Here is an 11448-nt window from a genome sequence, read left to right as displayed (position 1 = left end):
GGTTGCAGCGTCCCCCCGGTCGCTGCCCATTCACTCTAACGCGGGCACCGGGGGGGACGGCAAGCAGCAAAACGTGATGACCGCGTCAGCGGGTCACGGCACCCGCAGCCTCGAAGGCGGCATCGAACAGGCGCTGCACCGGCGGGCCCATTTCACCGACCAGCAGGGTCAGCAGGAACAGGCCCAGCAGCAGCGAGACCGGCAGGCCCAGCTGGATCGGATTCAGCGCCGGCGCCGCGCGGGCCAGTACGCCGAAGGCCAGGTTCACCGCCAGCATCGCCACGGTCAGCGGGATGGCCAGGGTCAGCGCCCCTCGCAGCACGGTCAGCAGGAAGGTCGGGGCGATGCTGAAGAAGGCGTGCGGGTCGGGCAGGGGCGCCCCGATCGGCAGGGCGCGGTAGCTGTCCACCACCAGCGAGATCAGCGCCAGATGGCCGTTGGCGGTGAAGAACAGCAGGCCGAACAGCAGATAGAACCATTGGCCGATGACACCGGAGGTGCCGCCGCGCAGCGGGTCGCTCATCTGCGCAAACGCCAGGCCGGTGCCCTGGGCGACCAGTTCGCCGGCCATCGCGCCCGCCTCGAACACCAGCCGCAGCATGAAACCGATGGCCACGCCGATCGCCAGCTCGCGCGCGATGGTCAGCACGGTGGCGGCGTCGAAGCCGGTCCAGTCCGGTACCGGCGGCAGCAGGGGCGCCAACGCAATGGCCAGGGTACCGGCCAGCATCACTCGCACCCGGCCGGGCACGGCGCGGGTACCGATCATCGGCATCGCCATGGCCACCGCGCCGATGCGCAGCATGGTCCACAGCACGGTGCCGATCATGCCGAAGGCATTCAGGCCGTCGGCAGCCATCTGGGTGGCGGCGTCCATCTGCGTGCGGGTCCGTCTAGCCGATCAGGTGCGGAATGCGCTGGAACAGCAGCGTAGTGAATTCGACCAGATGGCCGATCAGCAGGCTGCCCAGTGCGAACAACACCGCAGTGAGCGCTGCGGCCTTGGCAACGAAGGCGATGGTGGGTTCGTTGAGCTGGGTCGCGGCCTGCACCACGCCCACCACAACGCCGACCACCAGGACGGTCAGCAGCAGCGGGCCAGCCACCCACAGCACGGTGATCAGGCCGCCACGCAGTTCGGTCAAGGCAAGTTCGGGAGACATCAGGGTTCCATCGGTAGCGCCGGGCCATGCCCGGCGGTGGTCAATGCGGCGGCCGGCACTGCCCGGCGTCGCGTCTGTCAGGCCGGATTGAAGCTTGCCGCCAGCGTGCCGACGGTCAGTACCCAGCCATCGACCAGCACGAACAGCAGGATCTTGAACGGTGCCGACACAAGCATCGGCGACAGCATCATCATGCCCATCGACATCAGCACGCTGGCCACGACCAGGTCGATGATCACGAACGGGATGAAGATCAGGAAGCCGATTTCGAAGGCGGTCTTCAGCTCACTGGTGACGAACGAAGCGACCAGCACCGGGAACGGAATCGCATCGGGGTTGGCGTAGGTGCCGTGCCCGGCGATGCCGGCGAAGGTCATCAGGTCGGTCTCGCGGATCTGCGCCAGCATGAAGGCGCGCAGCGGCGTGGTGGTCAGCGTCCAGGCGGTCTGGAAGTCGATCTCGCCATTGAGATACGGCGCCATGCCGGTGCTCCAGGCCTTGTCCCAGGTCGGCAGCATGATCATCGCAGTGAGGAACAGGGCCAGCCCCAGCAGTACCTGGTTGGACGGCGTCTGGCCGGTGCCCAGCGCCTGCCGCAGCAGGCCCAGCACGATGATGATGCGGGTGAAGGAGGTCAGCACCAGCAGCATCGACGGGATCAGGGTGATCGCCGTCATCAGCAGCAGCGTCTGCAGCGGCAGGCTGACCGGCGCACCGCCGACCTTGCCGACGTTGATGTCCGGCAGCGGTGTGGTCGGTGCGCCCGGGGCGGCGAACGCCAGCGCAGGCAGCAGGCACAGGGCGATCAGGCTCAGCCACGGCAGCAGGGCGGCAAGACGGGAACGGGTCACACGCATGTCAGGGGTCCTTGCGCAGCCGCTGTTGCAGCAGCTGGGCGAAATTCGGCAGGTTCTTCAGATCGGGTACGCGCAGCGGCGCAGGCGGCGGCAGTGGTTCGGGCAAGGTGTGCAGGGCGTTGATGCCGCCGGCGGTCACGCCCAGCAGCAGCTGCTGGCCATTGACCTCGACCACCACCACGCGCTCCTTGGCGCCAACATTCAGGCTCGCCACCAGCTTCATGCCCTCGGCCGGGCGGAAGCCGCTGCCGGGCAGGCGCTTGAGCAGCCAGCCCAGGCCGATGACCAGGGCCAGCACTGCCAGCAGGGCCAGCACCGCACCGAACAGGCTCGGTGCGGCCGGCGCATGCTGGCCGACCTGCGGGGCCGTCTTGGCGACGGCCAGCGCGGTGGCGGCGAGCAGGCTCAACGCAGTCTCCGGATCCGCTCGCTGGGGCTGACCACATCGGTCAGGCGCACGCCGAAGCGGTCGTTGATCACCACCACTTCGCCATGGGCGATCAGCGTGCCGTTGACGAACACGTCCAGCGATTCGCCGGCACCACGCTCCAGCTCCACCACCGAACCCTGGTTGAGCTGCAGCAGGTTGCGGATCGGCAGGCGGGCGCGACCGACTTCCAGCGACAACGTCACCGGCACGTCGAGGATCACGTCCAGGTTCAAATCCGGGCCGGTCGCCTCATCGGCCTGCAGGCTGCTGAACTGGGCCGGGGTCGGTTCGAGGGCGTCGATATCGTTCATTGCGGGTCTTCCTGGATGACGGGTACGCGCGGACGGGTGCCCGGCGGATGGGTAGCGGTGATCTTTACGGCGTTCATGCCGTTGGCGACGCCGAACTCACCGGTGAACACCGGGATGTTCTCCACGCACAGCGGCACCTGCGGGCTGAGGTCGATCGGCAGGATGTCGCCGACCTTCAGCCGGGTCAGGTCGCGCAGGGTCATGCGCTTGCTGGCCAGCACGCTGGACAGGGTGACTTCGGCCACGTTGAGCTGCTCGCGCAGGGTGCGGCCCCAGCTCTCGTCGCGGTCGTTGCGGTCGCTCTGGATGCCGGCGTCGAGCAGTTCGCGGATCGGCTCCAGCATCGAGTACGGCAGGGTCACGTGGATGTCGCCGCCACCGCCGTCGAGTTCGACATGCAGGCGGCACACCACCACGTATTCGCGCGGCGTCACGATGTTGGCGAAGTGCGGGTTGATTTCCGAGTTGATGTACTCGAATTCCACGTCCATCACCGGCGCCCACGCTTCACGCAGGTCGGCGAAGGTCTGCTTCAGCAGCAGGTGGATCACCCGCATTTCGGTGGCGGTGAACTCGCGGCCTTCGATGCGCGTCGGGTAACGCCCGTCGCCACCGAAGAAGTTGTCGACGATGGCGAACACCAGGGTCGGTTCGAACACGATCAGGCCGGTACCACGCAGTGGCTTGAAGCGGATCAGGTTCAGGTTGGTCGGCACATACAGCGAGTGCATGTAATCGTTGAACTTGATCAGCTCGATGCCGCGCACGGACAGTTCGGCCGAACGCCGGATCAGGTTGAACAGGCCGATCCGCCACAGGCGCGCGAAGCGCTCGTGGACCATTTCCAGGGTCGGCATGCGACCGCGGATGATGCGGTCCTGGCTGGCGAAATCGTAGGAGCGTGCTTCGCCACTGGGGGCGTCCGGCTCGGTTTCGACCGCGCCACTGTCCACGCCATGCAACAGGGCATCGATCTCATCCTGGGACAGCAGGTCATTCATCGGGGAGCCCTTACTGGGTCACGAAGCTGGTGAACAGCAGGTCGTCGGCACCGTTGCTGCCGGTCTCTGCCTTCAGCACCTTCTGCACTTCGGCCAGCGAATCGGCCTGCAGTTTCTGCTTGCCGGCGATGTCGGCGATCTGCTGCGGGCTGACCTGCGAGAACAGCATCAGCAGGCGTGCGCGGATGGCCGGGGCATGGGTCTTGATCGCTTCCAGCGCGGCCGGATCGCGGGTCATCAGCTGCACTTCCACCTGCAGGTAGCGCGGGCCGTCGATCGAACCGTTGAGGTTGACCACGAACGCCGGTTCCAGTGCGAAGTACTGCGCCGGGGCCGGGGTGGCAGTCTTCTTCGGCGCCTGCGCGGTCTTGTCTTCGTGCTTGGACTGGGTGAAGAACCACACCCCGCCACCGGCGGCGCCGGCGGCCAGTACGGCGACCAGGGCGGTGATCAGGATCGGACTGCGCGGCTTGGCGGTCTTGTCCTTCTCGGCGGTCTTCTTGGTTTTGTCAGCGGCTGCGGCCACGGGGTGAAGCTCCTGAGGGTTGCTTCACCGGGATATGCAAGGGGTGTGCCGGAGTGACCGGCGAGGGGTGCGACGGAATTCTGTCGGGTGTTCATATCGGTAGCGCCGGGCCATGCCCGGCGGGATGTCGGGAATCCGCCGGGCATGGCCCGGCGCTACCGATTGGCGGTTGCCAACCGTCCCGCTCTTGGTAGGTGCCAACCTTGGTTGGCACGCCTGTCAGGCGTACGCGTCCAACAACCCGCGCTGGCGGATCAGCTGCGATGCCGACACTGTGGTGTCGCCCAGTGACGGTTCTCCGTCACCACCGCGACCGCCGCCGGCCTGGCTGCCCGGATTGCCGTCGCCGCTGTGCTGCTGGCCGACATCGGCATGGGCCAACTGGAAGCCCTGCTCGCCGAGCAGTTCACGCAGGCGCGGCAGGCTGCTTTCCAGCGCCTGGCGTACGTCGACGTGCGGGCTGCTGAAGCTGGCATGCACCTTGTCACCGTTCATCTGCAGGCGCACGTCCACCGGCCCCAGGTCTTCCGGATTGAGGCGGATGTGGGCATGACCGATCTTCTGGTCAGCCAGCCAGCCGATGCGCGCACCGATGGCCTGGTCGAAACCATCGTCGCCCAGTACCGGCTTCGGTGTGGGTTCGCCGTTGAAGACAGCATTGCTGGCCAGTGCGGCCTTAAGGTCCTGCAGGGCGGCGGGCAGCGGGGGCTGCAGCGGCGCCGGCGGCGCGCGGTCGCCGATCTGCAGGCTGTCGCCATCCTCGGCCCGATCCAGCGCCTTGCCACCCAGCACCAGTTCGGGCAACGGCAGGCCGCTGGCCTCAGCGTCGCCGGCAGCGGATGCCGATGCGCTGACCGCGGCTGGTGCCGCTGCGGCGGGAAGTGCCGGCGCAGCCAAGGGCAGTGCACCGCCGTCGGCATCGCTGGCCGTCGGCGGCGGCACAACAGGCACCGGATCGACGCCGGTGGGCACGGCCAGCACCAGACCGGCCAACCCCAGCGGCGGCCAAGGCGCGTCGTCCGTGCTGGCCGGGGAGTCCTTGTCATCGGCAGCTGCCGACGTTGCCGGTGCAGCGGGTGTCGAAGTCGCAGGGTCAGTGGCGGCGGTTTCGCCGTCGCCCGGCCGTGGCGTCGTCTTGCCCGGATTACCATCGGAAGTCGATGGAGCGGTGGTAGGTTTCGCCGGGCTGCTGGCGGTGGCCGCAGCACCGGTAGTGCTGCTCGACGCGCTGCCACCCTGCAGCATCTGGCCGAAATCCTTGCCCGAATCACTGCTCGAGGTGCGTGCACCGCTGGCATTGCCGCTGCCGCCGGGCGTCGGTGCGCTGGCGTTGCTGCTCAGGGGGGAGGGCATCACGATCGGCCTCCCTGCTCGCCATCATCCTGGTCTTCGGTCTGTGCCAGGCGCGCGCGACGTGCGCCGATGTCATCCATCTCGCGCTGGTCGCGGCGGTCGGTTACCACCTTTTCCTGCGCGCGGTAGCTGGCGGCCAGCTGTTCCAGCACCGCCTTGTCACGGCTGGCCAGGATCAGGCGTGCGCGCTCGGCTTCGACCTTCTCGCGGTTGCCGTTGACGGTCTGCTGCTGCTGTTCCACCGCGCTGTCCAGCCGGTCCAGGAAAGCGCGCCGGTTCAACAGCTGCGCCGGGCTGGTCGCGGCCATCTGCGCGTCGGCCATCTGCTGCGAGGCATATTCCTCGGCGTAGCGACGCAGTTCGTCCAGGCGCGACAGATGGGTGTCGAGCACGGTCTGGCGCTCGGCCAGGTCGCGGGCGACCGCGTCCTCGTGTTCCTGGGCCCGCTTCAGCAGCGGATCGATGCGCTTGGACTGGATCATGTCAGCCTCTCATTCTCTTGTTCCACCAGGCGCTGCAACGCCGCCTGGCTGTGCGGTAGATCTGCGGCCTTGGCAACATCCTGGCCGAGGAATTCCATGATTTCCGGCCAGCGCTCAAGGGCTTCATCGGTCGCGGCGTCGTTGCCGCGCTGATAGGCGCCGATGGCGATCAGGTCGCGGTTGGCCGAGTAGGCCGAGACCAGCCGTTTCAGCTTGCGGATGCGCAGGCGCCACGGTTCGTCGGCGATTTCCGTGACCACGCGGCTGACCGACGATTCCACGTCGATCGCCGGGTACAGGCCGCTGTCGGCCACGCGGCGCGAGAGCAGGATGTGGCCGTCGAGAATCGCGCGCGCTGCATCGGCGATCGGATCCTGCGGATCGTCGCCTTCGGTCAGCACGGTGTAGAAGGCGGTGATCGAGCCGCGGCCCTTGGCACCATTGCCTGCACGTTCGACCAGTGCCGGCAGCTTGGCGAACACCGATGGCGGGTAGCCGCGTGTAGTGGGGGGCTCGCCCACCGACAGACCGATCTCGCGCTGTGCCTGGGCGAAGCGGGTCAGCGAATCCATCAGCAGCAGGACGTTCAGGCCCTGGTCGCGGAACCACTCGGCGATGGCGGTGGCGCGGTAGGCGCCATGCAGGCGGGCCAGCGGCGGACGGTCGGCCGGGCTGGCCACCACCACGGCGCGGCGCAGGCCTTCCTCGCCGAGGGTGCTTTCAACGAAATCGCGCACTTCGCGGCCACGCTCACCGATCAGGCCGACCACGATCACGTCGGCGGCGGTGTAGCGGGTCATCATGCCCAGCAGCGTCGACTTGCCGACGCCGGAGCCGGCGAACAGGCCGACACGCTGGCCGCGACCAATCGGCAGCAGCGCATTGATCGCGCGCACGCCCACATCCAGGGGCTGGGTGATCGGTTCGCGTGCCAGCGGATTGATCGAGACGCCGGCCATGCCAACGTGGCCTTCCGCACGGATCGGGCCCTTGCCGTCCAACGGCACGCCATCGCTGTCGATGACGCGGCCAAGCAGGCCTTCGCCCACTTCCACGCCGCCACGGCGGGCCGATGGCACCACCCGTGCATTCGGCAACAGGCCATGCAGTTCGGCACTGGGCATCAGGTAGGTGCGTTCGCCGGCGAAGCCGACCACTTCGGCATCGACCCAGCCGCCGTCGACCACTTCCACCTTGCAGCTGGCGCCCAGCGGTGCTTCGCAGCCGACCGCCTCAAGTGTCAGGCCGACCGCCCGGCGCAACACGCCCTCGCGGATCAGCCCGCGGCCGTGCGCGGTGTCGACCTTCAGGCCGTCGAGACGGTTGGCCAGGCGCAGGTTGCGGGGAATGGTCCAGTCGGCCGGCGGAGACGACGGCGACGCGGTGTCGGTGTTCATGCGATGGCTCCGGTCTGGCGGATCACGGCATCCAGGGCGCCGCGCAGGCGCGCTTCCAGCGTGCCGTCGATGCGCACCGCTTCGGCATGCACGCGCAGATCGCCACGGCTCAGGCTGGTGTCGGGCACAAGGCGCTGCTGCGGCGACAGGGTCAACAACGGGGCGAGGGCGGTGATGTCATCCGGATGCAGGCGCACTTCCACCTCACGGTTGCTGCCGCCTACGGCGTCAATCGCCTCGCCGACCAGTTGCCCCAGCAGCGCCGGGTCGGCCTCGTAGGCACGGCCGACCAGCGCACCGGCGATGCGTACCGCCAGTTCGCCGAGCGCGCCGACCACTTCATTTTCCAGACGCGCCAGCGGCCGCCCGAAGTTGTCGAGGATGCCCTCGATCTGTGCGACCAGTCGGCGCACCTCGGCCTGGCCCTGGCTGAAACCATCGGCGTGGCCGTGGTCGAAACCTTCCTTCTCGGCGCTGTCCTGGATCGCCTGGATTTCTTCCAGGGTAGGCAGCTGCAGCGGCGGCTCCGGCTCATGCTCCGGGTCCGGCTCGGTGAGTTCGAAGGCATCGTCGTGGTCCAGCACCGGTTCGGGCTGGGCCAGCAGGTCCGGGGCAAGCCAGCGCACGACGTTGCTCACAGCATCGCCTCCGCGCTGCCACCGATGGTGACGGTGCCCTCATCGGCCATGCGCTTGACGATGGCCAGGATCTCGCGCTGCGCCACTTCCACGTCGGACAGGCGCACCGGGCCGCGCGCTTCCATGTCTTCCAGCAGGATCTCGGCCGCGCGCTGGGACATGTTGCGGGTGATCTTGTCGCGCACCTTGATGTCGGCACCGCGCAGGGCCAGGCCCAGCCGCTCGCCGCTGACTTCGCGCAGCACCAGCTGCATCTCGCGGTCGTCCAGGTCCACCAGGTCGTCGAACACGAACATCAGGTCCTGGATGCGGCCACTCAGCGGCGCATCGATACGTGCGATTTCGCCCAGGATGGCCTGGTCCTGGCCGCTGTCCATGAAGTTGAGGATGTTGGCCGCGCACTGCACGCCGCCGATGTTGGACGACTTCAGGTTCTGGTTGCCGGCGAACTGGCGTTCCATGATCTCGTTGAGTTCGTTCAGCGCATTGGGCGGAATGCCGTCGAGGGTGGCGATGCGCAGCAACACGTCCACACGGGTGCGGTCGGGCAGCAGCTTCAGCGCGTCGGCAGCCTGGTCGGTTTCCAGGTGTGCCATCACGATCGCGATGATCTGCGGGTGCTCGTTGCGCACCAGGTCGGCCACCGCACGCGGGTCCATCCACTTCAGCGCGTCCAGACCAGTGGTGTTGCGGCCCAGCAGGATGCGGTCGATCAGGTTGCCGGCCTTTTCGCTGCCCAGCGCCTGCACCAGCATGTTGCGGATGTAGTCGTCCGAGCCCACGCCCAGCGAGGTCTTCGAGCCCAGCTCACTGCTGAACTGGTCCATCACCCGTTCCACCTGTTCGCGGGTGATGTCGGACATGGTGGCCATGGCGATGCCGATCTTCTGCACCTCCTTCGGTTCCATGTGGCGCAGCACTTCGGCCGCGTCCAGTTCACCCAGCGACAGCAGCAGGACGGCGGCGCGCTGCACGCCGGTCAGGGGGGCGACCTCAGTCATTGGCTACCCAGCCCTTGACCACCTGGGCCACGCGCTTGGAGTCGGTCTTCACGGCTTCACGCGCCATCCGCAGTCGTTCCTCATAAGAATCCACCGGCAGGGCCAATGCTTCCGGCCCGCCCAGGCTTGCCCGATCGGCGCCGAGCGCCGGCAGCGGGGTGCCATCGTCATCGACCAGCTGCACGTCCGCGGTATGCGGTTCCAGCGCCAGTTCTTCGTTCCTGCGGTTCTGCCCGGTGATGCCGCGCAGTGCCGGGCGCAGTACGCCGAACAGCAGCGCCATCACCACCAGCGCACCCAGCAGCATGCGGCCGGCATCGTGCACCCACGGCAGTTCCCACCAGTTCGGGCCTTCCACCGGCGTGGTATCACGCACGAACGGGGCATTCATCACCGACACGGTGTCGCCACGCTCGGCACTGAAACCAACAGCCTGCTTGACCAGCGCTTCGACCCGGGTCAGTTCTGCCGCCGACAGCGGCTGCGGTGCAACCTTGCCGTTGGCACCGGCGCGCGGCACGTTGTCCACCAGCACCGCCACCGACACGCGCTTGATGCGGCCCGCTGGCTGGCGGGTGTGCTGCAGGGTACGGTCCAGCTCGTAGTTGCGGGTCGCGTTCTTGCTGCTTTCGGTTGGCGCCTGCGCGGTGGCTGGTGCGGCGGCCTGGCCCGGCGGGCTGTTGCTGGTGGCACCCGGTACGCCCTGCGGGCCCGGCGTGCTGCTGCTGTTCTCGCTCATCTGCTCGCTGCGCAGTTTCTGCGGCTCGCCGTTGTAGAGCTCGCGCGCTTCTTCGGTCACCGAGAAGTCCATGTCCACGCTGACTTCCGGGTTGACCCGGCCGGGACCGGTCATCGGTTCCAGCAGTTCGCGGATGCGCTGGTTGAACGAGGTTTCCTGGCGGCGCACCTGTTCGAACTGGGCAGCGTTGACCGCCGCTTCGCTGTTCGGGTCGCTGACGCTGAGCATGCGACCGCTCTGGTCGACCACGGTGACGCGTTCCGGCGCCAGATCGGGGATGGCGGCAGCCACCATGTGCACGATCGCATCGACCTGGCTGCGTTCCAGCTGCTGGCCGCCGCGCAGTTCCAGGGTGACCGAGGCACTGGCCACGTCACGCTGGCGGGTGAACGCGCTGGGCTTGGGAATGGCCAGATGCACGCGCGAATCGCGCACCGGGCGCAGCGTGTTGATGGTGCGCGACAGCTCGGTTTCCAGTGCGTGCTGGTAGCGCGCGCTTTCCACGAACTGGCTGACACCGAAACCCGGGTCGCGCTCCATCAGTTCGAAGCCGAGTTTGCCGCTGTCGGTCAGGCCCGAGCCCGCCAGTTTCAGGCGGGCGTCGTGCAGGTTCTTTTCCGGCACGGTGATGCCACCGGTGGCCGGGTCCAGCTGGAACGGAATCTGTGCGGCACGCAGCAGGTCGGTCGCTTCAGCGGTGGCCTTCTGGTCCAGGCCGGTGTACAGCGGCACCATGCCCGGCTTCTGCGACCAGAAGAACACGAACAGGCCTGCCGCCACGGCCACGGCGATCATCGCCATCAGTCCGAGCCGACGGGTGATCTGCAGGCTTTGCAGCCGGTCGAACCACTGGCCCGCCTTTTCGGCGTTCAGGGATTCCTTGGAGAGCGACAGGGCCATGCGTTTCTATCCTTACAGCGGCATGTTCATCACGTCCTGATAAGCCTGGACGAGACGGTTACGGACTTCCACGGTGGCGCGGAAGGCGATCTGGGACTGCTGCGAGGCGACCATCACCTTGGCCAGGTCGGCACCGGGTTCACCCAGTTCGAAGGCCTTGGCCAGCGCGCCGGATTTCTGTTGCGCATCGTTGACGCCGGCGATGGCGCCGCGCAGGGTTTCGGTGAAGCTGGCAGGCTGGACCTGCGGCGCATCCAGCACCGTGCCCGGCAGGGCATTGCTACGCGGCGCTTCGGCCAGCGGGTTGAGCGCGGGCTGTCCCACCTGGGTCTGGTAGGAGCGGATCTGGGAAAGGATCGAAGTGACGGAGTGGGACATCTGCAACGGTTCCAGAAACAGGGATGGGGGTGTCTGCTGGAGCTAGTGCAAGTGCCGTGCCGAAATCGCTGATCGGTTCAGTGACGTGAGGGTTGGGGGGTGTTCGGCAGGGCTGCGCCCTGCACCTGCCGAAGCAACGGCAAAGGCCGGAGCAACAGCAGAAGCTGGCTATCCGTGGGATGGCGGGGTGGGTCCGGTTGCGGGGGACGCCGTGAATACGTCCCTGTAGGCTCGGTCGCGCCATCCATGGCGCTCACGCCCCCGCAACCGGA

Annotated in this window: 14 protein-coding genes; all 14 read right to left on the bottom strand. The window is 67.6% G+C overall.

Features of this window, described 5'->3' with window-relative positions:
- Window positions 1-85: 85 nt before the first annotated feature.
- Window positions 86-877, bottom strand: coding sequence for a flagellar biosynthetic protein FliR (fliR, locus tag H3005_RS17390; RefSeq protein WP_089241001.1), 792 nt, complete (start codon window positions 875-877; stop codon window positions 86-88).
- Window positions 878-893: 16 nt separating this feature from the next.
- Window positions 894-1163, bottom strand: coding sequence for a flagellar biosynthetic protein FliQ (locus H3005_RS17385; RefSeq protein WP_005413254.1), 270 nt, complete (start codon window positions 1161-1163; stop codon window positions 894-896).
- A 77-nt stretch (window positions 1164-1240) separates the two neighbouring features.
- Window positions 1241-2020: a flagellar type III secretion system pore protein FliP gene (gene fliP, locus H3005_RS17380; protein ID WP_191078653.1), complete on the bottom strand. Its 780-nt coding sequence runs from the start codon at window positions 2018-2020 to the stop codon at window positions 1241-1243.
- Between the two features lies 1 nt (window position 2021).
- Window positions 2022-2429, bottom strand: a complete 408-nt coding sequence (gene fliO, locus H3005_RS17375; RefSeq protein ID WP_191078652.1) for a flagellar biosynthetic protein FliO — start codon at window positions 2427-2429, stop codon at window positions 2022-2024.
- A complete protein-coding gene (gene fliN / locus H3005_RS17370) occupies window positions 2426-2761 on the bottom strand; it encodes a flagellar motor switch protein FliN (RefSeq protein WP_089241007.1) in 336 nt (111 codons plus the stop codon). The genes fliO and fliN overlap by 4 nt, the downstream gene beginning before the upstream one ends.
- Window positions 2758-3762 carry a flagellar motor switch protein FliM gene (gene fliM / locus H3005_RS17365; RefSeq protein ID WP_025878989.1) on the bottom strand — a complete coding sequence of 335 codons (1005 nt, stop codon included), beginning with the start codon at window positions 3760-3762 and terminating at the stop codon, window positions 2758-2760. The genes fliN and fliM overlap by 4 nt, the downstream gene beginning before the upstream one ends.
- Window positions 3763-3772: 10 nt before the next feature.
- Window positions 3773-4288, bottom strand: coding sequence for a flagellar basal body-associated FliL family protein (locus tag H3005_RS17360; RefSeq protein WP_191078651.1), 516 nt, complete (start codon window positions 4286-4288; stop codon window positions 3773-3775).
- A gap of 219 nt (window positions 4289-4507) precedes the next feature.
- Complete coding sequence (locus tag H3005_RS17355; protein ID WP_191078650.1) at window positions 4508-5641, bottom strand: flagellar hook-length control protein FliK; 1134 nt, start codon at window positions 5639-5641, stop codon at window positions 4508-4510.
- Window positions 5641-6123: a flagellar export protein FliJ gene (gene fliJ, locus H3005_RS17350; RefSeq protein WP_089241011.1), complete on the bottom strand. Its 483-nt coding sequence runs from the start codon at window positions 6121-6123 to the stop codon at window positions 5641-5643. Before fliJ ends, H3005_RS17355 begins: the two co-directional genes overlap by 1 nt.
- Window positions 6120-7520 carry a FliI/YscN family ATPase gene (locus tag H3005_RS17345; RefSeq protein ID WP_089241013.1) on the bottom strand — a complete coding sequence of 467 codons (1401 nt, stop codon included), beginning with the start codon at window positions 7518-7520 and terminating at the stop codon, window positions 6120-6122. The genes fliJ and H3005_RS17345 overlap by 4 nt, the downstream gene beginning before the upstream one ends.
- Complete coding sequence (locus H3005_RS17340; protein WP_180167444.1) at window positions 7517-8125, bottom strand: FliH/SctL family protein; 609 nt, start codon at window positions 8123-8125, stop codon at window positions 7517-7519. Before H3005_RS17340 ends, H3005_RS17345 begins: the two co-directional genes overlap by 4 nt.
- A gap of 29 nt (window positions 8126-8154) precedes the next feature.
- Window positions 8155-9141: a flagellar motor switch protein FliG gene (fliG, locus tag H3005_RS17335; protein WP_089241304.1), complete on the bottom strand. Its 987-nt coding sequence runs from the start codon at window positions 9139-9141 to the stop codon at window positions 8155-8157.
- A gap of 10 nt (window positions 9142-9151) precedes the next feature.
- A complete protein-coding gene (gene fliF, locus H3005_RS17330; protein WP_191078649.1) occupies window positions 9152-10798 on the bottom strand; it encodes a flagellar basal-body MS-ring/collar protein FliF in 1647 nt (548 codons plus the stop codon).
- Window positions 10799-10810: 12 nt separating this feature from the next.
- Window positions 10811-11176 carry a flagellar hook-basal body complex protein FliE gene (fliE, locus tag H3005_RS17325; protein ID WP_025878997.1) on the bottom strand — a complete coding sequence of 122 codons (366 nt, stop codon included), beginning with the start codon at window positions 11174-11176 and terminating at the stop codon, window positions 10811-10813.
- Window positions 11177-11448: the final 272 nt, after the last annotated feature.

It is taken from the genome of Stenotrophomonas sp. Br8 (genome assembly GCF_014763005.1).
In the GTDB taxonomy this organism is placed as follows: domain Bacteria; phylum Pseudomonadota; class Gammaproteobacteria; order Xanthomonadales; family Xanthomonadaceae; genus Stenotrophomonas; species Stenotrophomonas lactitubi.
Note: the sequence above shows the minus strand (reverse complement) of the source record. Positions and strands in the feature narration are given on the sequence as shown.

Coding starts and splice junctions, on each gene's coding strand:
- fliR (WP_089241001.1), bottom strand. CDS start 877: ATGGACGCCGCCACCCAGATGGCTGCCGACGGCCTGAATGCCTTCGGC.
- H3005_RS17385 (WP_005413254.1), bottom strand. CDS start 1,163: ATGTCTCCCGAACTTGCCTTGACCGAACTGCGTGGCGGCCTGATCACC.
- fliP (WP_191078653.1), bottom strand. CDS start 2,020: ATGCGTGTGACCCGTTCCCGTCTTGCCGCCCTGCTGCCGTGGCTGAGC.
- fliN (WP_089241007.1), bottom strand. CDS start 2,761: ATGAACGATATCGACGCCCTCGAACCGACCCCGGCCCAGTTCAGCAGC.
- fliM (WP_025878989.1), bottom strand. CDS start 3,762: ATGAATGACCTGCTGTCCCAGGATGAGATCGATGCCCTGTTGCATGGC.
- H3005_RS17355 (WP_191078650.1), bottom strand. CDS start 5,641: ATGCCCTCCCCCCTGAGCAGCAACGCCAGCGCACCGACGCCCGGCGGC.
- fliJ (WP_089241011.1), bottom strand. CDS start 6,123: ATGATCCAGTCCAAGCGCATCGATCCGCTGCTGAAGCGGGCCCAGGAA.
- H3005_RS17345 (WP_089241013.1), bottom strand. CDS start 7,520: ATGAACACCGACACCGCGTCGCCGTCGTCTCCGCCGGCCGACTGGACC.
- fliF (WP_191078649.1), bottom strand. CDS start 10,798: ATGGCCCTGTCGCTCTCCAAGGAATCCCTGAACGCCGAAAAGGCGGGC.
- fliE (WP_025878997.1), bottom strand. CDS start 11,176: ATGTCCCACTCCGTCACTTCGATCCTTTCCCAGATCCGCTCCTACCAG.